Origin of the sequence: Candidatus Leptofilum sp., from assembly GCF_965223285.1 — a bacterium.
GTDB lineage: Bacteria > Chloroflexota > Anaerolineae > Promineifilales > Promineifilaceae > Leptofilum.
The window spans coordinates 3,099,351-3,124,872 of record NZ_OZ244997.1 but is presented as its reverse complement, the minus strand read 5'-3'; the positions used below and the strand labels follow the sequence as shown (position 1 = coordinate 3,124,872).

At 53.3% G+C, this 25,522-nt stretch carries 21 protein-coding genes; 9 read left to right on the top strand and 12 right to left on the bottom strand.

The window, feature by feature from the left end:
* Nucleotides 1-79 precede the first annotated feature (79 nt).
* The 4 genes from ACOQPU_RS14170 (at nt 80) to ACOQPU_RS14155 (ending at nt 3,118) form a co-directional block, all read left to right on the top strand.
* Entirely contained in the window at nt 80-895 is an 816-nt protein-coding gene (locus ACOQPU_RS14170; protein WP_420645747.1) for a hypothetical protein, read from the top strand.
* Nucleotides 896-966: 71 nt separating this feature from the next.
* On the top strand, nt 967-1,905 hold the full coding sequence (locus tag ACOQPU_RS14165; RefSeq protein ID WP_420645746.1) for a metalloenzyme domain-containing protein: 939 nt from the start codon (nt 967-969) through the stop codon (nt 1,903-1,905).
* Between the two features lie 74 nt (nt 1,906-1,979).
* Nucleotides 1,980-2,489, top strand: coding sequence for a flavin reductase family protein (locus ACOQPU_RS14160; protein WP_420645745.1), 510 nt, complete (start codon nt 1,980-1,982; stop codon nt 2,487-2,489).
* Nucleotides 2,490-2,599: 110 nt separating this feature from the next.
* A complete protein-coding gene (locus ACOQPU_RS14155) occupies nt 2,600-3,118 on the top strand; it encodes a SprT-like domain-containing protein (protein ID WP_420645744.1) in 519 nt (172 codons plus the stop codon).
* Between the two features lie 142 nt (nt 3,119-3,260).
* Here ACOQPU_RS14155 and ACOQPU_RS14150 read toward each other — a convergent pair whose 3' ends face one another.
* Nucleotides 3,261-3,683: a hypothetical protein gene (locus ACOQPU_RS14150; RefSeq protein ID WP_420645743.1), complete on the bottom strand. Its 423-nt coding sequence runs from the start codon at nt 3,681-3,683 to the stop codon at nt 3,261-3,263.
* Nucleotides 3,684-3,899: 216 nt separating this feature from the next.
* On the opposite strand from ACOQPU_RS14150, the gene ACOQPU_RS14145 reads away from it, so the two are divergent.
* The gene (locus ACOQPU_RS14145) at nt 3,900-6,659 is read left to right on the top strand and encodes an AfsR/SARP family transcriptional regulator (protein ID WP_420645742.1); all 2,760 of its coding nucleotides are present in this window, start codon (nt 3,900-3,902) and stop codon (nt 6,657-6,659) included.
* Between the two features lie 54 nt (nt 6,660-6,713).
* Here ACOQPU_RS14145 and yqeC read toward each other — a convergent pair whose 3' ends face one another.
* Both yqeC and yqeB read right to left on the bottom strand, forming a co-directional pair.
* The gene (gene yqeC / locus ACOQPU_RS14140; protein ID WP_420645741.1) at nt 6,714-8,066 is read right to left on the bottom strand and encodes a selenium cofactor biosynthesis protein YqeC; all 1,353 of its coding nucleotides are present in this window, start codon (nt 8,064-8,066) and stop codon (nt 6,714-6,716) included.
* Nucleotides 8,063-8,887, bottom strand: a complete 825-nt coding sequence (gene yqeB, locus ACOQPU_RS14135; RefSeq protein ID WP_420645740.1) for a selenium-dependent molybdenum cofactor biosynthesis protein YqeB — start codon at nt 8,885-8,887, stop codon at nt 8,063-8,065. Before yqeB ends, yqeC begins: the two co-directional genes overlap by 4 nt.
* Nucleotides 8,888-9,191: 304 nt before the next feature.
* Here yqeB and ACOQPU_RS14130 point away from each other — a divergent pair, with 304 nt between their 5' ends.
* From ACOQPU_RS14130 to ACOQPU_RS14120, 3 genes are all read left to right on the top strand, one after another.
* The gene (locus tag ACOQPU_RS14130) at nt 9,192-11,873 is read left to right on the top strand and encodes a protein kinase domain-containing protein (protein WP_420645739.1); all 2,682 of its coding nucleotides are present in this window, start codon (nt 9,192-9,194) and stop codon (nt 11,871-11,873) included.
* Between the two features lie 25 nt (nt 11,874-11,898).
* A complete protein-coding gene (locus ACOQPU_RS14125; protein WP_420645738.1) occupies nt 11,899-12,822 on the top strand; it encodes a hypothetical protein in 924 nt (307 codons plus the stop codon).
* A gap of 155 nt (nt 12,823-12,977) precedes the next feature.
* Nucleotides 12,978-14,852 carry a hypothetical protein gene (locus tag ACOQPU_RS14120; protein WP_420645737.1) on the top strand — a complete coding sequence of 625 codons (1,875 nt, stop codon included), beginning with the start codon at nt 12,978-12,980 and terminating at the stop codon, nt 14,850-14,852.
* A gap of 60 nt (nt 14,853-14,912) precedes the next feature.
* Here ACOQPU_RS14120 and ACOQPU_RS14115 read toward each other — a convergent pair whose 3' ends face one another.
* The 8 genes from ACOQPU_RS14115 to ACOQPU_RS14080 all read right to left on the bottom strand — a co-directional run bounded on the left by ACOQPU_RS14115 (nt 14,913) and on the right by ACOQPU_RS14080 (nt 22,860).
* The gene (locus ACOQPU_RS14115; RefSeq protein WP_420645736.1) at nt 14,913-17,144 is read right to left on the bottom strand and encodes a xanthine dehydrogenase family protein molybdopterin-binding subunit; all 2,232 of its coding nucleotides are present in this window, start codon (nt 17,142-17,144) and stop codon (nt 14,913-14,915) included.
* A gap of 130 nt (nt 17,145-17,274) precedes the next feature.
* Nucleotides 17,275-17,628: a hypothetical protein gene (locus ACOQPU_RS14110; protein ID WP_420645735.1), complete on the bottom strand. Its 354-nt coding sequence runs from the start codon at nt 17,626-17,628 to the stop codon at nt 17,275-17,277.
* 19 nt (nt 17,629-17,647) lie between these two features.
* Nucleotides 17,648-19,102, bottom strand: a complete 1,455-nt coding sequence (locus ACOQPU_RS14105) for an FAD binding domain-containing protein (protein ID WP_420645734.1) — start codon at nt 19,100-19,102, stop codon at nt 17,648-17,650.
* Nucleotides 19,103-19,191: 89 nt separating this feature from the next.
* Nucleotides 19,192-19,968 carry an XdhC family protein gene (locus tag ACOQPU_RS14100; protein WP_420645733.1) on the bottom strand — a complete coding sequence of 259 codons (777 nt, stop codon included), beginning with the start codon at nt 19,966-19,968 and terminating at the stop codon, nt 19,192-19,194.
* A gap of 12 nt (nt 19,969-19,980) precedes the next feature.
* The gene (locus tag ACOQPU_RS14095) at nt 19,981-20,415 is read right to left on the bottom strand and encodes a hypothetical protein (protein ID WP_420645732.1); all 435 of its coding nucleotides are present in this window, start codon (nt 20,413-20,415) and stop codon (nt 19,981-19,983) included.
* A gap of 29 nt (nt 20,416-20,444) precedes the next feature.
* Nucleotides 20,445-20,855, bottom strand: coding sequence for a response regulator (locus tag ACOQPU_RS14090; RefSeq protein ID WP_420645731.1), 411 nt, complete (start codon nt 20,853-20,855; stop codon nt 20,445-20,447).
* A gap of 28 nt (nt 20,856-20,883) precedes the next feature.
* Nucleotides 20,884-22,284: a sensor histidine kinase gene (locus ACOQPU_RS14085; protein ID WP_420645730.1), complete on the bottom strand. Its 1,401-nt coding sequence runs from the start codon at nt 22,282-22,284 to the stop codon at nt 20,884-20,886.
* 117 nt (nt 22,285-22,401) lie between these two features.
* On the bottom strand, nt 22,402-22,860 hold the full coding sequence (locus ACOQPU_RS14080) for a PaaI family thioesterase (RefSeq protein ID WP_420645729.1): 459 nt from the start codon (nt 22,858-22,860) through the stop codon (nt 22,402-22,404).
* 131 nt (nt 22,861-22,991) lie between these two features.
* On the opposite strand from ACOQPU_RS14080, the gene arfB reads away from it, so the two are divergent.
* The gene (gene arfB, locus ACOQPU_RS14075) at nt 22,992-23,420 is read left to right on the top strand and encodes an alternative ribosome rescue aminoacyl-tRNA hydrolase ArfB (protein ID WP_420645728.1); all 429 of its coding nucleotides are present in this window, start codon (nt 22,992-22,994) and stop codon (nt 23,418-23,420) included.
* A gap of 36 nt (nt 23,421-23,456) precedes the next feature.
* On the opposite strand, the gene ACOQPU_RS14070 is transcribed toward arfB, so the two are convergent.
* On the bottom strand, nt 23,457-25,502 hold the full coding sequence (locus tag ACOQPU_RS14070; protein WP_420645727.1) for an MFS transporter: 2,046 nt from the start codon (nt 25,500-25,502) through the stop codon (nt 23,457-23,459).
* Nucleotides 25,503-25,522: the final 20 nt, after the last annotated feature.

Below are 25,522 nucleotides of genomic sequence, written 5' to 3'. Positions count from 1 at the left end.
TTTTGTATGTTAACGGCCGTTCGAGCAGAAACCGATCCAAAGCGAGTATAATTCATTCAAATTTGGGAGGTTTGACAAAATGAAAATTTCAGAAAAAGATGCTAATCTGTTTTTCGATCTTATGTTTCCATTGCAGCTTTATGTTAATCAAGCAAAACGTATTCTGTCCAACGTGGCGTCACTTGACGATTACAAGGCACGAGATTTACAGGAGCAAGCGGCCGTTAGAGATGCGTTGTGGGCAGAACCCACACTGATCACCCAGTATGTGTCTGAAAATCCGGACAGCCTTTCCCCAGAACACCTAGAGATTGTGGATAGTTGGCGGCAGCGGGTACAAGGTCGGTTTGTCATGGAACGGTTACTGAAAAAGCACGCCATCTTTATTGATGGTGATCAGGTTTACGGTGTTCAGGCACTTCACAACAGCTTTGACGAGATGATTCCCAAACAAATGCTGCCCGTTTTCGTAGAAACGGTTTTGTTGCCCTTTAAGGAACAAATTATTTATGATGGATTGATTCGCGGTGGAAACATCATGATTGGTTCAAACATGGCAGCGGGTTTCAAAGAAACCTATATGGCAGCCAAGCGAAACGGAAAAATAATCACCAGTTTAGAGCCTGGTGCTTTAGCAAAGCTAACTGCAAAAAAGCCCAAGCCACTCAAGAATTGGCAGCCTCAGCTAGATTCACTTATTGCTGACGCTAAATCATTACGAGCCGAGGGTGGTTCACCACCAACCTGGAGCCCTGCGTTTAGCCTGGTCAAGGCAAGTTTGGCATTTGCCAAAACAGCCGTTGCCACGCCGCAAGATGAAGATGCACTCTGGAAGAGCTTTGAGCGAATTGTGCGAGCCGTCAACAAAGCCGAAGATGGTATCTTCCGCACATAAAACGGCCGTTTGCCAACCACCATTCCCAAAGTTACACTCGCTCAATTCGCAAACTTGCAAACTGGAACCCTATGAAAAACGGCCGTTACGTACACATTTTCTTCCTCGATGGCGTAGGATTGGGCGGGGATGATCCCGCTGTGAATCCTTTTGTCACCGCCAACCTGCCCAATTTGGCTGGGCTGTTGGGCGATGGCTGGTATCTCACGCGTAAGCCGATACTTACTGAGCGAGCCAGTTTAATCCCCACAGATGCCAACTTGGATATGCCCAAGAAGCCGCAAAGCGCCACTGGCCAAGCCACAATTCTTACAGGGCGCAACGTGCCGCAGCTAGTGGGGGAGCATTACGGCCCCAAGCCAAACCCTGCCGTGCGCGCGGTCATTGCCGAGGGAACACTGTTTCAGGAGGTGATGGATGCAGGTGGACAGGCAGCACTCATTACGCCGTATCCACGAGGATATTTTGATGCCATAGAAAGTGGCAAGCGGCTACTCTCGTCTGTGCCATTAGCAGCCACAGAGGCTGGGTTGGATTTGATGACGGCAGATGATCTTCGGAACGGCCGTGCCGTCAGCCCCGGCTTCACCGGGCAAGGCTGGCATGATCATTTGGGGTATGATGACATTCCGCTGCTCACCCTGGCAGGTGCCGGGCGGCAAATTGCCCGCATCGCCCCTAATTACCACTTTAGCTTCTTTGAGCATTGGCCCAGCGACCGCGCAGGACATCGTGGCTCGCTGGCTGAGGCAGCAGCCCATCTGGAAATGATTGACGCCGTGCTCGGCGGCTTGCTTGAAACTTGGGACGATCAAAATGGATTATTCATTCTCACTAGTGATCATGGTAATATTGAGGAGAAAGACCAGCGGCAGCATACGCGTAATCCAGTGCCAACATTGCTAATTGGCCCCGGACACATTGAATTAGCTGCCCACATTCGCGGTTTGCGCGACATCGCCAAAGTGTCGCGCACCTTTTTAGGATTACCAATTCCCAGTTACGTGTAAGGGATGCTGTAACATTTTACCCTACTGTCGGTTGACAAGTAGATGATTGTCGATTAACAACCAAAGGATTTATTATGACCGTCACGTCTGAGAAATATCGAGAAGCACTGCGCCAATTTCCGGCAGGCGTCACCATCGTCACCATTAAAACCCCGAACCAGGAGCAGCCCCACGGCCTTACGGTCTCTGCTTTTGCCTCTATTTCGCCAGAGCCGCCCATGATTATGATTGCTATTGACCATCGTGCCTCTGGATACCAAATGCTGGAGCAAGAGGGGACGGTGTTTGCCGTGAACATTTTATCGCAGGAGATGAGCGAGCTGTCGAATCGGTTTGCCTGGATTAAAGATGAAGATCGATTTGCGGTGGGGGATTGGGGAACGGCCGTTACTGGCGCACCCATCCTCAAAAATGCCTTGGCCTGGCTGGACTGCACCATTCAAAATCGGTATGAGGCTGGTTCCAACACCATCTACATCGGCAAGGTAGAGGCTTCTGGCACGCCTGGCGTGGGGGAAGCACCGCTCATCTACTGGAATCGGGGCTACCGCTACCTCAAGAAAAGCGAAGAATCAACAGACTAATCTAAAAACCTCACGCAAAGACGCGAAGAAAGAAGTTTTCTGGCGGCATTGCGCCTTTGCGTGAAATTCTCTGACAAGTTGCTTGCATATGCTGTCAGGTTTACAAAGCTATGAGTGAAGAAGAAGCGTGGCCCGTAAAAATTGTGCGCAGCAAGAAGCGCAAAAAAACGGTAAGTGCTGAACTAAAAAACGGAGAGTTGGTGGTGCGTGCGCCTGCCCGCATGAGCCAAAAAGAGCTAAATGGCATCATCGAAAAGCTGCAAAAGCGGTTGCGTAACAAAATGGCCCGCACTCCCAAAACGGACGAAGAGTTAGAGCGCATAGCCCAGTCGCTGAACGATACCTATTTTAACGGCCGTCTCCAATGGCAATCCATTCGTTACGTGACCAACCAAAACAAGCGATTTGGCAGCTGCACGCCCAGCCTGGGCACCATTCGCATAAGCCACCGGCTGGCCAAGATGCCCGACTGGGTACTGAAATATGTAGTCGTTCACGAGTTGGCCCATTTGGAAGAATCCAATCACGGCCCCAACTTTTGGGCATTGGTGAACCAATATCCTCTCACCGAACGTGCCCGTGGCTATCTCATGGCCATTGGCCTGGAAGAAGATACGCCTAGCGAATAACCTCTCAACATTGTCATGCTGAACAAAGTGAAGCATCCCAACCAAGTTGAATGGGATTCTTCCTTGCGCTCCGCTCCATTCAGAATGACAATTTCTACGATAATTTGCTGCCAGAAACTCCTATATTCGCTTAATTCTTTATCTAGCTCAGTTTTAGAACGGTCACGTGAGCGGTGATGCTGTCTTGTTCACATTCGTTAAAAACGGAGACGCGATGGTGACCGTCTTGCACGTAATAGTCGTTGCCAACGGCGACCAGTGAAATAGGAGGCAAAGAAGCGAGCTGCTGGCGGGCTTGGCGCACACCATCCAGGCGGCTGCGGTTGTGTTTGTTTGTCATGCGGAAATTTTCATCGAAGTCATGGCTACGGCAGTCGCTAGCGGTGCCTTTAATTTGGCTAAGTGGAATCTGGCGGATGCCCTGGTATTTGCTGTCGGCGATGGAGCGGCCAGCCATTGCCTGAGACAATGTGGGCAGTGGTGCTGTTTTTTGCGCGAAACGGGAGACAACTTTGCTAACCCAACTGGTTGATTTTTGTGTATTGTTGCTGACTGCTGCAAACATGATTTTGTCCTTTTTTGCTGAGACTTTTGAAGTTTTTGAGCTGAATTGCATCATTTTTTAGAGAGTAAAACTTCAAAAGTCTTGCTTGCTCCGTTATCTGCTTGGCAGGATACGGCCGTTCCGTGACACAAACGTGACACAATCCAACCCATCAGCTAAAATGCAGCCAATCCCCGATATCAACTGAAAGATTTGTGCAAAGGACACCCTGCAACCATGCACTTGACCCTCAACTTTTTTGGCGGCTTTCACGCAGCAGTGGACGACCAACCGATCTCTGAATCACGCGCCAAGCGGATTGAAGCATTGCTTATCTTTTTGGCGATGGAAGCACATCGTCCCCACCGCCGCGAACTGCTCATTGGTCTGCTCTTCCCACAGATGCCCGACGAGGCCGCCCGCACTAACCTACGCCAAACCCTCACCCGCCTGCGCCGCGCCATTAGCGATGCCAAAGCGGAGCCACCCTTTTTGCACACCAGCCGCGAATCCACGCAGTTCAACCAGGCCAGCAGCTACGCGCTCGATGTGCTGCAATTTCAAGCGGGGCTAGCTGGTTGTGAGGCGCATCGGGGCAGCCGAGATAGTGGGTGTGATAACTGCATGGATTTGGCGGCAACGGCCGTTTCTCATTACAAAGGGTCGTTTTTGGCAGGCTTCTTCTTGGAAGACAGTGCAGTCTTTGACGAATGGCTGCTGGGGTATCGGCAGCAATTTCAGGCAGACGCGCTGGCTGTGCTGGACGACCTGACGCAATACCATGAGCGACGTGGCGAGTATGAGTTGGCGGCACGATTTGCGCGGCAGCAGTTGGCCATTGAACCGTGGCGCGAGCCAGCCCAGCAGCAACTGATGTATGCGCTGGCGTTGCTAGGCGACCGCAACGGGGCTTTGATGAGCTATGATGCCTTTTGCCAAACGCTGCAGGATGAGTTGGGGGTGGATCCACTGCCAGAAACGGCCGCATTGGCAGAACAAATTCGGGAAGCTACAGCGGAACGGCCGTACCGGTTGCCGCCGCAATCACAAAATTTGGTGGGTCGGGCTGAAGAGCTGGCTCAGCTCAGTGCCCAACTGGCCAATCCAGCCCAGCGACTGCACACGATTGTGGGGCCGGGCGGCATTGGTAAGACCAGCCTGGCCTTAACGGCTGGCTGGCAGGCGGCGACTGCGCACCTGGGGCCATTTTTGCACGGCGTCTTTTTTGTGCCATTGGCAGACGTGGCCCTGGTTGATTCTGGTGAGTTTAATCCGCTGGTAACGGCCGTTGCCGAGGCAATTGGCTTTACCTTTGCAGGTTCGGCCGATCCGCAGGCGCAGCTGCTGAATTATCTGAAAAACAAGAGGATGTTGCTGCTGCTGGACAATCTAGAACATCTCATGGCGGCGGGGCGGCAGTTCATTTTGCAACTGCATCAGCAAGTGCCTGGCCTGAATATTTTGGTTACGTCGCGTGAGCGGCTGAATTTGGCTGATGAGTGGGTGCTGCCGCTGGCTGGCCTGCCCACACAAACTGCCAATGCAGACCCCAGTCCCGCGATGGCTCTGTTTGTGCAGCGGGCGCAGCAGGTGGAAGCTCGGTTTGCCCTCACTGAAATAGGGGATTGGTCGGAAACGGCCGTTGCTGAAATTTGTCAGCTTTTGGAGGGGTTGCCGCTAGCAATTGAACTGGCGGCTGCATGGGTACGGCTGCTTTCTTGCCCGGAAATTTTGGCAGAGTTGCACCAAAATCTGGACAGCTTTGGCAGCAGCAATGTAGCCCAGCCCGCCCGGCACCACAGCCTGCGTGCCGTGTTCGACTACTCCTGGCAACTGCTGACGCCAGACGAACAGCAAACGTTGGCCCGACTGTCTGTTTTTCAAGGCGGGTTTAACCGCAAGGCGGCGGCAGAGGTGGCACAAGCCAAATTGCCGCAGCTTTCTGCCTTGCTGGATAAATCGTTTTTGCGGCGGCGGGTGGCTGAAAACCACCGTGCCACCGCTTCGCGCTACGAGATGTTGATGGTGGTGCGCCAATTTGCGGCGGAACATCTGCCGGACGGGGCAGAATTGGTGGCTTTGCAAGGGAGATACGGCCGTTACTACCTCAACCTGGTCGCCGCTCAGGAAGCTGATTTGCAGGGCGGCAACCAGCAGCAAGCGTTGGCCATCGTCAGCCAGGAGATGGACAATGTGCGGCAGGCGTGGCGGTTGGCCATTTCCCAGGGTGATGTTGCTGCTGTGGATCAAGCAACGGCCGTGCTTTCCCTCTTTTTATACATGCGTAGCTGGTTCCGCGAGGGGCTGGCATTGTTTACCCAGGCGGTTACCGAGCTGGCGGCACAGGCACCCAAGGCTATTTTGGGCAAGCTGAAGGCGCGGCAGGGCTGGTTTGCCTTTTTGCTGGGCGACCGCAGCCGAGCCGAGCGATTATTGCAAGAGAGCATTGACGCGCTGCGTGAGGATGGCGAGCCAGCGGCGTTAAGCTATGCGCTGAACTATCTGGCAGTGGTGCAATATGTGCAGGACAACTATGAAGCGGGCTGGGCTAGCTGCCGGGAAGCATTGAATATCGGTGAACAGCACGGCCTCACCTATAGCCAGGCGATCAGCAACAATATTTTGAGCCAGATTGCTTACCTGCAGGCGCGGTACGAGGTGGCGTTGACCCATTCACAAACCAGCTTGGGTTTGGAAGAACAGTTAGGCAATCGGTGGAGCATGGGCTTTTCACTGGTCAATTTGGGGCGCGTAGCCTATGCGCTGGGCGATTACGATGCGGCGCAGGCACGCTATGAAGAGAGCCTAGCGATTCGCCAAGAGATGGAAGATGCGCGGGGGCAGGGACTGTGCCATCTTTATTTGGGAGATACGGCCGTTGCCAGCCAAAACCTGCCCGCAGCGGAAGCCCATTACCAAAAAAGTCTGGCCATCTTCCGCCAAATTGGGGACCAGGTGACGGTAGACAGTCTGCAAAAACGATTAGCCAAGCGATGATTTAATGAACCCGCTTCCTCGTAATTTCTGTGTCCTCTGTGGCTTTTTTAAGTTTTAGCGAGACGGCCGTTCTGCTGCATACTGTTCCGGGCTGTCCAAATCGCGCAGGATGTCGTCAGTAGAGACTTCGACCAGATGCAGTTGATCGGCGTGGCGGCGCAGCAGGGTGCGGGGAGCCTTACCTGAGGGTAACGTCAGCAGTTCTGCAAAGTAGCGACGGCCAATCAGCACCGGATTGCCGCGCTTGCCCTCAAAGATGGGTGCGATGAGGTCGCCGTGCCCTTGCCAATATGCTTCTAGCAGCAAATCCATCGTTGTCGCTTCAACCATCGGCTGGTCTGCCAGAACCACCAGAACGGCCGTTACGGATTCATCCAGGGCGTGAACGGCCGTTTGCAAAGAAGAAAGCATTTCCCCAGCGGCATAATCGGAATTATGTAAAGTTTTGATCTTCGCTTCCGCCGAAATTTGGCGTACTGCCTCTGCCTCATGCCCGGTGATGACGAGATGATCGTGAACGGCCGTTTGCTTCACGTTCGCAATTGTCTGCCCCAAGACGGTTGTATTGCCCCATGGCAGCAACTGTTTAGCTTGCTGCCCCATTCGTTTGCCTTCCCCGGCCGCCAGAATAACGGCCGTTACCCGCTGGTGCACCTCTCGTACAGGCTGTTCAGAGTTCACTGCACCGATGATAACGCGCTCGATGCGAGGCGTTTGCAGCAAATGATGGGCAATTTGGCGGGCGGCGGTGAGCTGTGCGGCCGTTTCCACCTTGTTGATGAACGGCACAACCCGCGCCCCATCTGGCACGCTCTTCAGCCCCCCCTGCGGATGCCCAATCAGCCGCGCTACATCATTTACTGATAACTGATTACCGATTACTGAATACTGAAGCAGATTTTCTGCAATCTCTGGCCTGTGTGTGACTTGGGAGAAACGGCCGTCTAGGGCATCGATCCCTACCACAGGCACCACCAGCCCTGTTTGCTGCGGAATCACCGGCTCATGCGCTGCTGGTGCTTTAATCGGGCGCATCCGCGAGCCATCTGCCTCCACCAGTACATAATCCACATCTGGCCGCGCCAGCCAGCCATCGGCCATTATGGGCGGCACACCTACTGCTTTTTCGCCTTTCACCTCACCGACCACCAAGCAAATCCCCTGCCGATCCAACGCCTCGCCAATCTTCTTCTCATTGCCCTCTGTGTCCTCTGTGGCAAAAATAAGCTCTTCGGCTCGGCTCATCTGGGCAGCAAAGATACGGGTGGTGGTCGTAAGGATGCGTCGGCCAGGTAGGGCAGCCCCGAGGGCAAATAGCAAACTCGTTTTGCCACCACCGCCCACAAACGCAATCATCTCATTTTGTGGCCGCAGGTTAAATGCGGTGGGAAGGTCGTAGCGGATCATGACTGTTTGTTCAGGTGGGTCAGAACCGCTTCTAGCACGCCACCGCCAATGGCTAATGCTTTGTCGGAAATGGTGAAGCAAGCAGAAACGTCTGAACGTGCATCCAAATCGCCGATTTTGAGGCCAGTGCGTACCGTTGTGCCAGGGGCAATCAAGCCGCGCAGCACCCCGTCAAATGGTGCAACGATTGGCGATCCAGCTACATCCCCAATTAGCTCTCTCTCCCGAACCAAAGTGCCAATTTCCAACTTCCATTTCACCTGTCCCGTCGCTGGCGCGCGCAGCACGCGCTCGGCTCCCTTGCCGGCCACAATGCCGGGCGTGCCGGTATTTGGCAGTGCGCTCCCTTCCCAAATGACGCGCCCCAGTCGATGCCCGCGCATTGTCTCGATGACAGCGTGGCAATCCACCCCAGCCGTGAAGCCAGGGCCAAGCGCGATAACCAAACCAGCCTGGTTCATATTTGTATCAATATTGCGTTTGGCCACGCGAGCATCAATCAGGATCGGTGTTCTGTCACCGATTACCGATAGCTGATTACCGATTACCGACAACTCTGGAGCTACCAATACAGGAATCGCGCCGGATTGGGCAAGAGCGAGAGCTTGTTTAACTGACTCAGCGTGTTGGGCATGGAGGGTTTCGATTTGAATGCGGCCTTCGAGTACGGCCGTTGCCACTGCCACTTTTCTACGTATGACCAACGGCTGTTCCAACTCCAAAACAATAATGGGAAACCCGGCGTGGTGCAGCCGATAGGCAACGCCTGTGGCTAGGTCGCCGCCACCGCGCAGAATAACAAGATGGTTTGGAAATAGCATGGCCTGATCTTACCTGAGGTACAACTTGGGGGGCAAGCCATCGCCAAAATTAGCAGATTTGCCTGGAATTATGTGATTTGTGACTTTACTTTGCGGACCAGAGTTCTGTATAATGCCGATTAGTTGCGCTCGTATCGGTACAAAATTTAACTGTAGTGGCCAAATTGAATACGAAATTATAGGGATGCTATGCTGATGGGCTGTTTTGGGTTTGGAACGGCCGTTTCAAGAAAGCGTTGTTGTTCCGTTTCCAGCTTGTTAAATACGGTTAGATTGACATAACCAAACATCCGAAGAGCATTTTATGACATTGCAGACATTTGGCCGATATAAGATTGAATACCTGATAGGCCAGGGGGGAATGGCTGAAGTCTATGCAGCAAAAGACCCAGAGCTAGACCGACAGGTTGCCCTAAAAATTATTCTGAAGCATTTTTCAGAAGATCCCAAATTCCAGGCACGTTTTCTAAACGAAGCGCAAACCATTGCTGGCCTGGAACATCGCGCTATCTTGCCCGTGTACGATTTTGGCCAGGATGAAAGCACCAATAATTTATATTTGGTGATGCGCCTGATGCCAGATGTGTTGAACAAACGCCTGGAGCGAGAAGGGCCGATTCCGCTACCAGAGGCCAGCCTCATTTTGAATCGGCTGGCAGTGGCACTCAACCGTGCCCACAGTGAAGCGATTGTGCATCGGGATATTAAGCCTGCCAATATTTTGCTGGATGAAGAGGGGACGGTTTTTCTGGCTGATTTTGGTCTGGCGGCACCGTTAGAGAAAATCGAAACGGGCCATTTGCCACAATCATTTGGCGGTTCCCCATTTTATATGGCACCAGAACAGTGGCGTGAGGAGGCGGTGGGACCACACACCGACATTTACCAGCTTGGCGTAACCCTTTTTGAGATGCTCACGGGTGAGCTACCGTTCCCTGATCCCAATCCTCTGGTAATGGCTGAACAGCATATGCACGGCCGTATCCCCAATATTTGTGATCACAATTCGGATCTGCCGCCCAAAATTCAGCCTATTTTGGAAAAAGCGATGGCCAAAGCACCGGCCGAGCGGTACAAAACGGTGCTGGAGTTGGCGGACGACATAGCAAATTTACTGCGCCCCAAAATGATTAAACGCCGTTATGAGATTAAGGAGGAGCTGCAACACGGCCGTTTTGCAGTTGTGTATCAGGCACAAGACTTAATTGATGAGCAGTTGGTCGCTCTAAAGGTATTGAAGCGGCCGTTAATTGCCAATCATCGATACCAGCAAGAGTTTTTTCAGCATCGGGCGCAGCTATTACGCTTGCCTACTCATTCAGCCATTGTGCCAGTATACGAGGCAGGGTTGCACAAGGAAAAACCGTTTGTCGCTATGAAATTTGTGGATGGTGCTTCGCTGCGCAGTCGTTTTCGCAAAGAAGGCAAGCTGTCCGTGAATCAGGTTTGTGAGATTGCCGAAAGTTTGGCAGATGGGCTGGACGCACTGCATGACAATGAGCAGGTGCATGGCGACATCAATATGGGGAACGTGCTTATTGCGCCGAACAATGGTTGCTTGCTGACGGATTTTCACATGACGGCCGTTGCTGAGCTGACAACTTTCATGATGGACGAAAAGGCTCCGTTGGGATTTTTGCCCTCGATGGCCCCAGAGCAGTGGGCCAGAGAGCCATTGCTTCCGCAAACAGATGTCTATCAGTTTGGCATGTTGTTGTATGAGTTGCTGACTGGGCAACGGCCGTTTGCCCACACAAACTTGCTGGAGCTAGAGCAGGCAGTGGCAAAGGAACCGCCGCCACCCATCACATCATTGGCGGCAGAACTGCCACCGCAGTTTGAGGCGATATTTGCCAAAGCGTTAGCCAAACGCCCAGAAATGCGGTTTGAGCGCGCTGGCGAGCTGGTTCAGGCCCTGCGTTCCGCTTGGCAGGGCCATCTGTTTGACTCGTCTTTACAGGCAGGACGCACCCAATATGAGGCAAAAGCATGGGATGCGGCAATTGAGGCTTACAAACAGGCACTCAACATTGAGCCAGATAATAAGGCCGTTGCGGACGAATTGAACCGGGCCAAGCGGCGTAAGCGGGACGAGATTGTTTTGAATCAATGTCGTGAGGCAATGGCCAACGAGCGTTGGCGCGACGCGGATTACTTCTTGTCGCAGGCTTCGGACTCACTGGAAAAGAAAGCATTACAAGATCAGGTGCAGCGCAAAATTCAGGTGGAGCAGCTTTACGGCGAGGGCAAGGTGGCGATGCGGCAGGGGGATTGGCTTAGGGCACAGCAGTTGCTGGATGAGGCAGATTCCCTTGAGCCAAATTATCTGGATGTCAATGCGCTGTTGGGCCAGCTAGCAGAGAAGATCGAGTCTTGCTTGCAGCAAGCACAAGAGGCCGTTGCTCAGGGTGAGTTTGACCGAGCGTTAATGTTACTCAAACCAGTCGCTGCGCATGAAACGGCCGTTGCCATTCGCCAGGAAATTGATGACAAAAATCGCCCTATGCCAATGCTTCCTGCCAATGACTCACGATCCGGCCGCAGCTTGATTGGTTGGGGTGCAGTTGGCTTGTTGAGCATTATTGCAGTTGTATTCTTTGTTCTCAATGGCAGGCTAACGGATGAAGAAAAACGAGAATGTGTGCAAACGGCCGTGCCTGAACTGCACATAAATCGCCCTGGGGAGCCAAAACTGGGTTTACCGCAAAACACTTCTGCAACAATTGCTGGAAATTGGCAAGAGCTTGGTCTATCTGTTGAGTGGGGGCCAGATGAGCTATCGAATGCTTGCCAACAATTTATAAACAATGATGGCAACATAGAAAGCACCTGGGCATCAGATGCTGGGGAAATTCAAGAGAAGGAAAGGTGGGAAGTCATATACACATTATCATCTTCATCAGTTAAAAACGACAGAATTGTTGTGACTTTGTCATATGATGGTCAGCCGCTGACAAACGTGTTCTTGTTACACTTTCGGCCATAGCGGAATAAGCCACAATGGGGAAATCATGACAAAAAAAGCGAAGTATCTATTTTTGGTAATGGCCGCCATCATTATGGTTGGTTGTGGCTCAAATTCACCAACACCTACCACACGCTCAAATTCAGCATCAGCGTCTCAGGCTGTCGCCTGCGCATTTTCCATTCCTATTGCAGAGGTAGATGCTCCAGTTCCTGGCGAAAAAGTTTATCTTGTGCCCGAAATAGAAGAAAATACGATGGGTTGGACTTTTAGCTGGCAATCGGAGCCAGATGTTCTGCTTGACGATGAGAGCGTTTCAACCTCCTTGATCGTCCCAAATGATACATCCAAAATAGAGGTTGAGTTAGAAGCGATAAATGCCGAAGGTTGTGTTGGTACGGGTTCTGTCAGTATTACAGTGGACCTGCCTACGGTAGCAGCCACTAAAGATGATCCAGAACTAACACCAACCCTTATGCCCACTGAAGAGAGTACACCGGAACCAACGGCCGTATCCACCGATACACCATCTCCAGAACCCACACAGGCACCAACGTCAACGGAGACAGCAACCAAGGAGCCGTCGCCAACGCCGTTACCGGAACCAACAGCCACAGCTACACCAATTCCGGCACCAATCATTACCTATCTTGAATTTTTGCCGGGTGGTGCTGTCGTTGTGCATTGGAATTGGAACGAGCAACTCGCACCAACACAATTTTTTGCTGTCCGTTTTTGGTCTGAAAACGATCCGCGTCCAGAAGCACGTTTTAGTATCACCTGGACGAAGGATTTTCAACATGAATTTAGTGTCAGCAATGTAGACTATCCCATTGGCACTTATCTCATCAATGTGGCTGTGATGGAAGGGCCAAGTAATGGTGTCCATACGGAAATCATTCGTTCACAGGATAAACCGCTATTTGTAGATGCTCCAGACCCAACCACAACACCGCCTCCGCTTCCATAAGCAACCTTTGGGATGGCTTTGTCAAAAAAGAGAGTGTCTGCCCGTAATTGAATATTGTGAGCTTTAAGGTTAAGCACAGACCGGAATCCATAATAGTAAGTCCAGCGGGCGTATATCGACTTTTTGCGGGCTTGCTTTGTGCTGCGTTAATGCTCATGCTAACTTTTCTTTTATTGCGCCAGTTGGTGCAAAATGCCCAAAGCTCCAGCTCTAGTGAAACTGTTTATTTGCCACTGGTGACTCAGCCTCTCATTCAATCACTGCCTGATGCTCAACAGAATCATATCCAATGGATGTTGGACGAAGCACCGTATCCTGCTCTTTCTGCGCAGGCTATTACCGTTAATCTAGCTGAGCATGAATACTTGTTTCTGATTGGTGGCGGAGAGCAATTTAACCCTCAAACAGGGCGTTTGGAGCAGACGAGTCGCGTAACCCGCGTGGAGCTGGATGAAAATGGGCAGTTGGGAACGTGGAGCGATACTGGTGATTTGCCACACTTACCGAGACGGCTACACGGATTCACAGCAACGGCCGTCGAGAACATGATTTTCATTATCGGTGGCTTGAACTACCCCGCCGGCAATAGCCCAATACCCCGCTTCAACAACAAAGTTTACTGTGCCGAGGTTGCTGAAAACGGCACCTTCGATAGCTGGAAGGCAAGGAACCAGACGTGGAAAATCAACGCTGACACTTCCTATGATTATGAGGAAAGTATGGCATATCATGCGGCCGTTTTTTTGAATGGTCGTCTTTATGTCATGGGTGGATTGCGCCGGGGCCTCTATTTCAGCCAAAGTTGGGATGCAACCCGATATGTATTTTCAGCCGAGATTGATCATTCTTGTGAAGATTTGGTTTGGGAACAGGAAGAGACGTTGCCAGTACCAATAAGAGGCCATTCGGCCGTTGCCTTTGAGCGCAGCGATGACAAAATTTCTGAGCAGGCTATTTATCTTTTTGGCGGAGTAACCAACGATGAAAATGATCCAACGGCCGTTAGTTATCGCGCCAATGTAGGAGAAAATGGGTTGGAAGAATGGACGCCTCAAGCAGTGATTCCCGGTAGTGCGGGCATTCATGCGGGTACGGCCGTTCGCTCTGACGAATATTTATATTATATTGCTGGCACAACCCAATATGATCCCAAACAAAATTCTGCAAGAGATAATGTTTATCAAACAAAGATATTGCCTGATGGGGATTTGCAACCGTGGAAGGCGTTGAATGCGTTGGAGTACCTTTATGGTCATGCTGCGGCTGTCTCCACATTGGGTCGGCTGTATGTTATTGGAGGTGCTATTGTTACAAACAGTACCCAGATGCCCCTCATTCAAAACACAATTTATTGGACGCCGCTGCTGTTTTTTAGTAAAGAAAGCAATCCTGTAGGCATGGTGTTTCCTGGTGAAGAAATTCAGTACAGATTCACCATAAGAAGCAATAATGTTCGCGATCTACCCGGCCTTGTCATTTCAGACACGTTACCAACTGATTTAGAACTGGTTTCCGCACCCAACTTTTTTCAAAATGATCGGCTGTTAAGCTCAATACGTATTACTTTGCCGATCAACAGCAAAACGTGGCAAACTTATACAGCCGTTGTCACCCAACCAGAAATTCCTGTTACAATCAACGCGTCTACCGCTACAGCGACTGAAACTGTATTACCAACAAACACCTCTACGCTAACTGCGCCTGCCACCCCAACCTCCACGCCGCCGATTCGCCCAACAGATGATAAAACTTGTGTGGTATCAGAAGTCGCGCCAGATAGCGGTACACCTCGTCCCAAACCTACTTGCACACCTACACCTGTTGTCACACTCTCAACGACACCCACAAATACGAACACGCCGACGCCAACCAACACGCCTACGCCGACCCCCACTGCCATGCCAACGGCCGTACCCGAACCTGTTGTGGTGATAAACGTAGCAGAACTGTGTTTTGAAGGACGCTGTATTTGGAAAAGTACGGCCGTTACCGCCCCCAATCGTGTATATCTTCCCCAAATAGCAAAATAAAAAGGAGGTACTCAACAACCCCCTTTCCATTACACGTATTCGACTATTGCTGTGGAATCTCTAATTGCGAATGTCAGTTTCTTGCAGCTTGGCCACCACGCGGGCGGGCGTTAGCGGGATTTCGTCGAACCAGATGCCCGTGGCATCGTAAACGGCCGCAACAATAGCAGGTGCCAGCGGTAAGAACGGCATCTCGGCCATGCCCCGCGCCCCCCACGGGCCGATGGGGTCTGGCACTTCCATAATGACCGACTGCACAATTTCCGGCACGTCTTTGATGCCGGGAATGAGGTATTGGCTGAGGAAGGGGTTTTGGATACGGCCGTCCGCCACTACCAAATTTTCCATCAGCGCATACCCATGCGCCTGCACCACCGCCCCCTCAATTTGCCCCTCAATGAGCACCGGATTGATTGCCTTGCCCACATCGTTAGCGCATATTACCTTGTCAATGTGAATATGGCCCGTTTCGATATCTACCGTCAGCTCTACCGCTTCGGCCACATAGCCATAAGAGAAGTTAGGCATGCAAACGCCAGTTTCAGCATCATACGGCTCTGTGCCAGGTGGCCTGTAAATATGGTGTCCGACGGCTGGGCGATCCTCGTTAGTCCAGGCGGTGAGGGCCGCTTCGGCTGCACCGCGAATCGAATTGCCCGCCATCCAGGTAAGCCGGGAGGCAGAGGCCGAGCCAGAGTTGCCGCTACTGGCCGTGTCCGACATATCCAACTCGACCAGGCTTACGTCTACGCCCACGGCGGCGGCAGCCATCTGCCGGAAGGCCGTATGGGCCCCCTGTCCCACGTCTGCCCCGGCATGGCGCAAAATGACACGTTCAATCTCGGCTTTGCCGTGCAGCTCAATTGTCGCTTCGCAATTCTCCGGGAACCCAAAAGAGAAGCCCACATTCTTAAACGAGCAGGCAATTCCCCGTCCTTTACGCAGCGCATCGGGATTCCCCGGCAGCGACTGAATGCTGTTGAACTGATTACCGTTTACTGAACTCTGCTCACTGTGCCACCCAGCCTCTGCTGCACACCGTTCCACCACTTCTGCCATGCTAATGCCTGGTGGCGGCGGGGTTTGCACCGTCAGTAAACTGCCTTCGCGCAGCACGTTTTTCAGGCGAATCTCAACGGGGCTGACGCCCAATGCCTCGGCCAACTTGTTCATTTGGGTTTCGGCAGCAAACGCACCCTGCGGCCCGCCAAAGCCCCGGAACGCCCCACCTGGTACATTGTTGGTGGTGATGGCGTAGCTGTCTATGTGGGCATTGGGAATTTCATAAGGGCCAGTGACCATAAGGTGGAAGTTACCCAGCACTTTGGTGCTGGTGTAGGCATAACTGCCGCTATCCATGTGAACGGTGGCAGAAACGGCCGTAATCTTTCCCTCTTTCGTCGCCCCCCATTTTGTGTACACAGTTGCCTGGTGCCGCTTGTGGTGGCCAAAGATACTCTCTTCTCGCGTCCAGATAATGCGCACTGGGCGATTGATGCCTTGCTCATGCAGTCGCTTGGCAGCAAGCCCCAGCACAATTTGCAAAGACATATCTTCCTTGCCGCCAAATGCCCCGCCGATGGCAGGGTAGATGATGCGAACCTCTTCTTCGGGCAGACCCAGCGAATGAGCCACCTGCTGTCGGTCTTCGTGTGCCCATTGGCCACCAACTTCCACAGTAACCCGACCATTCTCGTCGATGTAGCTGACGCCCGCTTCTGGCTGCAAAAAGGCATGTTCCTGAAAGGGCAAATGATAGGTGCCTTCGAGGATGATATCAGCTTCATCCCAGCCAGCAGCCATGTTGCCCTTGCGAATCTGATACTTTTTTAGCACATTGCTGCCGTGCCACGGCTGGATGATAACCTCATCCTGCAAGGCTTCTTCCATGCTGCTAATGATGGGCAGCGGTTCCCACTCAATTTGGATGAGGCTGCGGGCTTTGGCAGCGGCCGTTTCGCTTTCAGCAACGATCACAGCCACCTGATCCCCTTCCCAACGGCTGACATCGGCATGGGGATTGCTGCTGCCTAGCCCCACCAAAACCGGCTGGTCTGGCAAAATGAGGCCATACTCGTTTACCGGCACATCTTTGGCCGTAAGAATGGTGATAACGCCGGGCACAGCTTCGGCTGCGCTTGTGTCCATCGAAATCATGCGAGCATGGGGTTGGTTGCTGAACAAAACCTTGCCGTGTAGTAAATTGTCTGGGGTGATGTCGCCGGCATACAAGGTCTCGCCCGTTACTTTGCCGGGTGCATCTACGCGGTAAACAGATTGGGACTTAAGCATACTTTTTCTCGGAGAGATCGTATTTTTCTCAAAAATACGATTAAAGAGATTTCAAAAGTTTCATAGCTCTCTGGCAAATTGCGAGACTGGCCGTAAGACTTTTGAAATCTACGCTGAGTAACGTGAGTTATTATCCAAAACGGTCGTCAAAGGGGTCTTTGTTGCGTGAGTACATGGAGGCATCTCCCGTGCGGCGGCGTCCTTCCGGGCTGGCAATAATGTATCCCAAAGAAAAGACAATTTGCATCACGATGACCAGCCCCAACACAACGATGAGCTTCAGGCCAATTTCTGGTACGGAGCGGGGGATAAATAGCTGATTGTAAAAAATGCCGGGTCTGAGAATCCCTTCAGAAAATAGGTAATTTACAAAAAAGTAAGCCAGGGTGCCAGTAAAAAGTAGCCAGATGACCTGAATAACGGTTTTACCTGTGAGTCCTTTGCGTTTGGCTAATTCTTCTTCATGTTTTTTTTCCAGGCGCATGGGTGTTTACCTCCGTTTGCTAGCTAGCAGCTTTCTCGACGGCTTCTATGATCTTGTAATAGCCGGTGCAGCGGCACAGATTGCCACTAAATGCTTGTAAAATCTGCTCGCGATTGGGCGACGGCCGTTCTTCTAGTAACTTGGCTCCTGCGACTAAAAATCCAGGAATACAGAAGCCGCATTGCACTGCCCCAGTCTCCACAAACGCTTGTTGCAGTGGGTGCAAGGTAGCGTCATTGGCACTGTTTGCCAATCCCTCAATGGTCACAATGTTGGCCCCGTGGGCGCGTGGCGCGGGCACCAGGCAAGACATCACCGCCATGCCGTCCAGAATGACGGTGCAGGCACCACATTCACCTTCGCCGCACCCTTCTTTGCTGCCTGTCAGCGACGCTCCGGTGAGCGTGCCTTCTTCGCGGAGCCAGCGCAGCAGCGTTTTGTGGTTGCCGCCCGTGGCCGTGACTTCTTTGCCGTTTACGGTGGTGGTGATGGGCGTATCGGGGTGGTGGGTGTGGCTGAATTGGCTGCCGGTGGGGAAACGGCCGTTTGTCTCCCCCCACAGCATTACCGGGTCTGGTGGCCATTGGCTGCGTTCACGGCCGTCTCGCAGGGCCGACAGGGCACGAATGGTCATAATCCGCACCATTTCGTGGCGATATTCTGCCGGGCTGCGCACATCGTCAATGGGGGTTGCCGCTGCGGCAACCAGATTGGCAGCATGCGCAATCACCGCCTCATCCAGCGTTTTGCCTGCCAGGTATGCTTCTGCACCGGGGCTGTGGATGATGGTGGGTGCCACGCTGCCCTGAGTGATGGCTGCATTTTTTACCGAACCGTCATCGGCAAAATCCAGCACGAAGGCGAGGTGTACCACAGAGATTGCCTGGGCGCGGCGTAGCCCTAGCTTCACAAAAATGCCGCGCGACGAAGCTGGCATGGGGGCAAAAAAGATGTCGGTGACCATTTCGTCTGGTTCCAGCACCGTTTGGCGCACGCCCGTGTGAAAATCAGCTAGGGAGACAATTCGCTCGCCGCGCACAGAGGTGAGGGTGAGTTTGGCGTTGAGCGCGCGTAGCGGGGTGATGGTGTCGTTGGCGGGGCTGGCGGTGATGAGATTGCCTGCGACGGTAGCCCGGTTGCGCAGCTGCGGCGAAGCAACTTCCAGGCTGGCCTGCGCCAGGGGCAATGCTTTCTGCACTAGCAGCGGTGAGGCAACGACTTGATTGTGCGTCACCAGCGGCCCCAGATGAATGCTGCCGTCTTCACCTTCTGTAATCTCTGCCAGGCCGGGAATGCGGGTGATGTCGATCAAAACATCCACATCGGGGCGGATGCCACGCTCCAGTTCTAGCAGCAGGTCTGTGCCACCAGCGACGAGGCGGGCGCGACGGCCGTATTGCGCCAGTAGCTTTAAAACGGCCGTTACCGAAGTGGGGGTTTCATAATGGGAAATTTCGTGGAAGTGAGTGTTCATGGGCTAAGTATAAAGAGGTGGGGCGACGCTTGACAAGTGTGTAACGTCATCCTTTTAAGACAAAGTTTTTGTGATGTGCGGCGTAGCTGCTAAGTACGACGTCGCTTGATAATTTCCGCCATGATGCTGACGGCGATTTCTTCTGGCGTTTCGGCCTGAATTTCCAGGCCGATGGGGGCTTGCACTTGCGCCAAATCGTCAGCCGACAGGCCATCTTCCATCAGCAGGCGTTTGGTTTCTGCCCAGCGGCGGCTGCTGCCCATCACGCCGATGTAGCGGGCGGGCGAGCGAATAATTTGCGGGACGATTTCGCGGTCTACCAGCACGTTGCGCGTGACCATGACGATATAGGTTTGGGCGTTAATGGGACTTTGTGCAATGGCGTCGGCAAAACTGCCGGGCAGGTGCAAGTCGGCGTTGGGAATCACATCTGGGCTGGCTAACGCTTCGCGATCATCAGTCACGACGACGCGGTAGCCAAGAAAATGCCCTAGCTCGGCCACGGCTTGCCCCACGTGGCCACAGCCAACAACCAACAGCGTAGCAGGTGGGGCGTAAGGTTCCAGGTAAATTTCCACTTCACCTCCGCAAACGCCGGGGTCGCCCCGGCTCGGTTCTACCAGCGAATAGGGCAGCACGCGGGTACGGCCGTCTTGCAAAGCCAACAGTGCCTCATTCACCACTCGTGACTCCATCTCGCCGCCACCAATGCTGCCAGAGATACGGCCGTCTTCATAGACCAACATTTTGCTACCGCTGTGCCGCGGCACCGAACCACGCGCCTTGATAACCGTCGCTAAAACAACTGGAGTCCCTGCTTGTTGCGCAGCCAATAGCTCCTGGAGGATGCGTAGATTATCGCTCATGATGATTTGTGATTACTGGTTGAGATTGACACAGCTACCGGCTACCCAATTAGTGGGGCCGCCCCCTGTTGGCTGTACGGCAAAAAAGTTCAATGTGCCGGGCGTGCCATTGAAGTTGGAGATGTTTAGGGTTTGCTGCCCGGCAATAATAATGGCACTTTCATTTTCCAGGATGGCGTTGTGGTCTCGGAAGGTGGGTTGGTTGCTGCTAGCGAGGATAACGGTACGGCCGTCGGCAGCAACGCCACATTGACCTTGATTGAGGCAAGTTTGGCTGCAAGTTAGCGTGCCTGTTTGTTGTGTGGCCGCTTCCGGCGCAACTGCTTCTGGCGCGGCCTCATCCCCACCGCCAAAGCAGCCCGTGAGTAGTAAAAGAAGGAGCAGCAGGCCAGCGAATGGGGCAAGCTGACTCTGCCAGAGCTGTTTTCTCGGTACGACCTGATTCACTTGAACTCCAGTTATGTGATAGCTGCTTATTAGCGCGTTTCCCAAAGATGCTCACCGTCGAGAACCCGCTGAACCTGGTTGGCAAACTCGGCGGCGCGTAGCGGCTTACTAATGAAACCATCGAAGCCAAACTCGCGAATGCGCCCGGTGTCATGCTCTAGCGTGCCAGCGGTTACGGCAACAATCAAAGCCCCTTGCAAACGTTCGTGCTTGCGTACTTCGCTAAGCAGATCGAAGCCGCTTTTTTTGGGCATGTTGATGTCTACCAAAAAGAGGTCAACCTTGGGCAGTTTTTCAGCAAAGGCAATGGCGGAATCAACGCTGCGGCGGGAGTAGCATCGGTTGGCCCCGCCCATTCGCAGCAAATCCAGAGCTACCAGTTGGGCATTCGGGTCATCTTCGACAAGGATGATTGTGGCGTTGGCTAATGGTATGGACATCGGTTACCTATTTATGTTTAGGAGTGTATCAAAACGGCCGTTCTTGGGCAACGGCTGGTGTGTGGGGACGGCCGTTTGCCTGGATAGTTTTGGCCAATGGCAGGGAGATGGTGAAGGTACTGCCTTTGCCCGGTTCGCTGTGCAGGGTTAGCGTGCCGCCGTGCCGCTCAATGAGATGGCGGCTGATGGGCAGTCCCAGCCCCGTGCCAATGCGGCGGCGGGTCGTGGTTTCATGCAGTTGGCGAAACTCTTGAAACACTGCCTCATGGTGCGCTGCCGGAATGCCAACACCGGTGTCCTCAACGGCAAAAGTGGCACTTTGTTCGTAGGCGCGGACGCGCAGGGCAATGTGGCCTTCATCGGTGTATTTGGCGGCGTTGCCCAGTAAATTGAGCAGAGCTTGCTGGAACCGCTTGGGGTCTACCAATACTTGGGGCCACACGTCTGGGTAGTCGTGCACCAGGGCAATCTCGGGGTTGTGCAGCAGGCTGCGCACGCTGGCCATCGCCTCGTCGCAAACTGAATGCAAATCTACTAGCTCCAGTTTTAGCCGAAATTCACCAGCGTTCATCTGGGCCAAATCAAGCAGGTCGTTGAGAACGCTCATGGAGTGCCATCCCGATTTTTCGATGCGCCCCAAGTAATCGACCTGACGCTCACTGACATCCCCTAGCTCGCCCTGGCCTAAAATGTGGGCAAAGTTGACGATGGTATTGATGGGGGTGCGTAGTTCATGGCTAACCTGGTACATAAAACGGGTGCGCAAATCTCGTTCAGCAACGGCCGTTCGCCGGGCTTTATCCAGTTCTTCGTTGGTGCTGTGCAGCTTGGCATTGGCCAGACGCAGCTCTTCCTGAATAGCAAACAGCTCATCTCGCCGCCGCTGGGCCTTGAGGTGCAGCGCGCTCACCGATTCTACCGCCACCTGCCACTCCATAGCAGAAAAATAAGCGGCACCGGCCACAAATAAGTTCACAATGGTGGGGCCACTCAACTGTCGTAGCAGTTGCCCAATGCCCTCGGTATGCTGGCTAATGCCGATAGCGGTGAGCAAGGTCGCAGCTCCCCAAACCACAAAGCCAAAATTGGGTTGAACAAACATGCTGCTGGCGATAATAAGCACGGCAAAGAGGTAGGGAAGCAGGCTGCCGGGTGCCCAGTTCTTATGGATGATGAGGGTCAAGATGAAAAGGTGAACGGCCGTAAAAACCAGAGTACCCACAATGCGCTGATTTTTCTTTAGGGCCTGCCAGCCAAAGAGACCACTGCTCATTGCCAGCACGACCGCCAGCCACAAATGCCAGCTGGCTGCAAAGTCAACCACGACAACGGCGGCCAGCAGCGCAACAAGAGCGGTTGCCCCGGCAATGAGCGGGATAAGCAGTGCGGCCGTATCGGCGCGGAGTTCTTTGGAGTAAACCTGATTCATGATGCCACATTGTAAAAGTTCTGTGGCGATATGGCCGTATAAAAGGTGTTAAGTTGATGCGAGTGGCTAGTGGGTGGTAGCTAGTTTGTGATGGTCCTCTAAAACTAACCACCAGCCTCATTTATCCACATACCAGCCGAGGGCTTCCAGGTTGGCACTGGCCAGAATTTCGGCAGGAACATCGGCTAGGGTCATAGCGGCTTCAGCAGCGACGGTGCCGTCCGGCAGGCGAATTTCACCTACGGCTTTGCCCAGCCGTCCGCGCAGCTTCACGATGCGACCAACGGCCGTAAGCTCCGTCTCCGTTGGCACGGGATGGCGGTACTTTACTTCCAGCTTCACCGACATCATAAAGTGGTGCGGATCGCCAATCATGGCTACGCGGGCCACCACCTCATCCAGCAGCGCGGCCACAATGCCGCCATGCACCACGCCGGGGTAGCCTTGGTATGCTTCGGGGATGGTGTGGGTAGCGGTGACTTCGTTACGGCCGTTGTCGTAAAAGGTGACGTACAGGCCGTGTGGGTTGTTACGGCCGCAGACAAAACAGTAGTCGGAGTTGGGTTGTTTGATCATAGGTTTGAGTTGCTGGTTGCTGGTGGGTTAATGGTTGGTTGCTGGTAAAAACAATTAGCTACTAACCACCATCCACTCTTAAACAAAATTATAGCGCAGCGGTCGGTGCTGCCCATGCTATACTAAAGAGGATGGACGACGAACGACTGATCCCGATAAATGCTGAGATACAGATTCCACTGGCGGAGTTGAGCTTTCGCTTCTCTACCAGTAGCGGACCAGGCGGACAGCATGTGAACAAGAGTGCAACCAGGGTAACGCTGCTGTTTGACGTTGCCAATTCGCCCAGCTTGCCAGACGGGGTGCGGGAACGATTGCTCAAACGGCTGGCCAACCGGATTGACAAGGAGGGGATGCTGCAACTGCATGTGCAATCCTCTCGTAGCCAGCACCGGAACCGGGATACGGCCGTTTCCCTCTTTCAACAGCTCCTCACCGACGCCCTCAAAAAGAAAAAGAAACGACGCAAGACCAAACCATCCAAAGCGGCTGTTGAAAAACGCTTGTCAGAAAAGAAAAAGCGCGGCGACCGCAAGCGCGACCGCAGCCGTAAATGGTGAGAAGCCGGTATTCAGTAATCGGTGAACAGTTACCATTTACTGACCACTGGCCGCTAAAATCTCCGCATCCTTCGCATCCGCGACTGCTTTACCCTCCGCCACGTTCACCCGCGAGAGCAAGAAAATCCCAACGGCAAAGAAGATGAAGAGGCTGGCCACGCCGGGGCGGCTGCTGTCGAACAGGGCAACGGACAAGACAAACACAAGCGGGCTTAAGAATGAGGCAAACTTGGACATGATGCTGAAGAAGCCAAAAAATTCGCCGCTCATTGTCTTGGGCGTCATGGTGGCGTACAGGCTGCGGCTGAGTGCCTGGCTACCGCCCTGCACAATGGCCACCAGCCAGGCCAGGAACCAAAATTCCACCACAGAGTTCAAGAAGTAGCCCCAAATGGCAATGATGGCATAGGCAGACAGTGCCAAAATGATACTGCGCTTGGTGTCCAGACGGTCAGCGATGCCCTGGAAGAGGTGGGGGCCAGTGAGGAAGGCAAACAGAATGGCAACGGCTTGCGTGGCCAACAGCAAGCCAATGATGCCGCCCAAATTGCTGCTGCGCAGCGGGGGCAAGACTTCAACTTCTGACACAGCAAAGCGGGTGCCGCTGCTGCCGGGTGCGCTCTGGCCTGTGTTTACCAGCGAGAGAACGTGTTCCCCTTCTACATTAGCTTGCAGTTCGGTGGTGACGTCGTAGCGCACGGTGTTTTGGTAGGCGTCAATGAGGATGGGGTCGCCAGCGTCATCAAGCAGCGGTTCACCATCTAACTCCACAGCCCAAATGCCGTGGTCTGGGCCAATGCTGTAGGTAAGTTCAATCGGTTGCCCGTTGTAGGCAAAGTTGAAACGGCCGTTCACATCATCCGTTGCTACATAGGTTGCCGCCAATTCAGCCTCATCGCACCAGAAAGCATACCAGGCACACGTTTCGCCCCGCTCTGTCCCGGAGACTGTTTGGGTGTCCCAATTGCCCGTCAGCGCAAAGGCGTTGCTGTCGGCGGTGTGGGTACCCTGGCCAACGGCCGTTTCCGTTGCAACAAAATCCGGGGAAGGCGTGCCGGTAAGCGTTTTTGGCAGAATAAACCGCCCGCCAATGCCCACCAGCGGCAGGGCAATGATGTTAAACATCACAAAGGCCACGTAAACCGTTTGCCGACGATTGCTTTTAGCTGGCAAGTTGCCAAACACCAGGCTGTAGGGAATGCCTACAAATTGCACTAGCAAAATGGCCAGCACCAGTTCGGTGGTGCCAAAGCCCAGCTCTGCCCCATAAATAACCGCCACAGAAATGATAATGCCGATTCCGTCGTTGTAAATCAGAAAAGCAACCAAATATCTGAACAGTTCGCGATATTGGGTAATTTCGCGCAGCGTTTTGCGAATTTGGCTAAAACTTTGCCGCACCAGGTTGGTGCCAGGCAGCAGCTTCTGACTCACGCCCACTGGTTCCGGCACCTGCCGGAAAATCGGGATGGAAAAGACAAGCCACCAGATGGCCACGCTAAACAACGACCAGCGCACCCCCCAATTTGCAGGTAGTTGGAAGATCATCACTACGTTAATCGCCAGCAAAATGCCCCCGCCCAGGTAGCCGAGGGCATAGCCGTAGGTCGAAACACGGTCCTGGTCTTCTTCTTTGGCCACGTGGGGCAGCAGGGCATCATAAAAAACGTTGGCGGCACCAAAGCCAATCCGCCCAATGATGAAAAAGATGGAGGCCATGAGCCAATCACCTGTGTCTACCAGCACCAGCAGGCCCGTGCCGACCACACCGAGGCCTACAAAAACCGACAAGAATTTCTTCTTGCCGCGCATGATGTCAGAAACAGTGCCTAAAATGGGAGACAAGATGGCAACGATAAAAACGGAAATGGAGAGGGTAATGCTCCAATATTGGGTGGCCGTAGCGGCACTGGGCAAATTGGCTCCCGCTACACTGCTGTAATATGCAGGCAAAACGGCCGCTAAAATCGTCGTCGCAAAGGCAGAATTGGCCCAATCGTACATGGCCCAGGCACGGATGCGACGTTTGTACTCTTTTTCGCTGAGTTGGTGAAGCGGTAAATCGACGGGGGTGGATGCCATTTGTTACCTTCCTTGTTGCC

Bases quoted from the DNA above. Each gene is read 5' to 3' on its own strand.
- ACOQPU_RS14125 (WP_420645738.1), top strand. From the start codon at position 11,899: ATGACAAAAAAAGCGAAGTATCTATTTTTGGTAATGGCCGCCATCATT.
- ACOQPU_RS14165 (WP_420645746.1), top strand. From the start codon at position 967: ATGAAAAACGGCCGTTACGTACACATTTTCTTCCTCGATGGCGTAGGA.
- ACOQPU_RS14110 (WP_420645735.1), bottom strand. From the start codon at position 17,628: ATGCGCCTGGAAAAAAAACATGAAGAAGAATTAGCCAAACGCAAAGGA.
- ACOQPU_RS14105 (WP_420645734.1), bottom strand. From the start codon at position 19,102: ATGAACACTCACTTCCACGAAATTTCCCATTATGAAACCCCCACTTCG.
- ACOQPU_RS14085 (WP_420645730.1), bottom strand. From the start codon at position 22,284: ATGAATCAGGTTTACTCCAAAGAACTCCGCGCCGATACGGCCGCACTG.
- ACOQPU_RS14120 (WP_420645737.1), top strand. From the start codon at position 12,978: ATGCTAACTTTTCTTTTATTGCGCCAGTTGGTGCAAAATGCCCAAAGC.
- ACOQPU_RS14070 (WP_420645727.1), bottom strand. From the start codon at position 25,502: ATGGCATCCACCCCCGTCGATTTACCGCTTCACCAACTCAGCGAAAAA.
- ACOQPU_RS14170 (WP_420645747.1), top strand. From the start codon at position 80: ATGAAAATTTCAGAAAAAGATGCTAATCTGTTTTTCGATCTTATGTTT.
- ACOQPU_RS14115 (WP_420645736.1), bottom strand. From the start codon at position 17,144: ATGCTTAAGTCCCAATCTGTTTACCGCGTAGATGCACCCGGCAAAGTA.
- yqeB (WP_420645740.1), bottom strand. From the start codon at position 8,887: ATGCTATTTCCAAACCATCTTGTTATTCTGCGCGGTGGCGGCGACCTA.
- ACOQPU_RS14160 (WP_420645745.1), top strand. From the start codon at position 1,980: ATGACCGTCACGTCTGAGAAATATCGAGAAGCACTGCGCCAATTTCCG.
- ACOQPU_RS14150 (WP_420645743.1), bottom strand. From the start codon at position 3,683: ATGTTTGCAGCAGTCAGCAACAATACACAAAAATCAACCAGTTGGGTT.
- ACOQPU_RS14090 (WP_420645731.1), bottom strand. From the start codon at position 20,855: ATGTCCATACCATTAGCCAACGCCACAATCATCCTTGTCGAAGATGAC.
- ACOQPU_RS14130 (WP_420645739.1), top strand. From the start codon at position 9,192: ATGACATTGCAGACATTTGGCCGATATAAGATTGAATACCTGATAGGC.
- ACOQPU_RS14155 (WP_420645744.1), top strand. From the start codon at position 2,600: ATGAGTGAAGAAGAAGCGTGGCCCGTAAAAATTGTGCGCAGCAAGAAG.
- yqeC (WP_420645741.1), bottom strand. From the start codon at position 8,066: ATGATCCGCTACGACCTTCCCACCGCATTTAACCTGCGGCCACAAAAT.
- ACOQPU_RS14080 (WP_420645729.1), bottom strand. From the start codon at position 22,860: ATGATCAAACAACCCAACTCCGACTACTGTTTTGTCTGCGGCCGTAAC.
- ACOQPU_RS14145 (WP_420645742.1), top strand. From the start codon at position 3,900: ATGCACTTGACCCTCAACTTTTTTGGCGGCTTTCACGCAGCAGTGGAC.
- ACOQPU_RS14100 (WP_420645733.1), bottom strand. From the start codon at position 19,968: ATGAGCGATAATCTACGCATCCTCCAGGAGCTATTGGCTGCGCAACAA.
- arfB (WP_420645728.1), top strand. From the start codon at position 22,992: ATGGACGACGAACGACTGATCCCGATAAATGCTGAGATACAGATTCCA.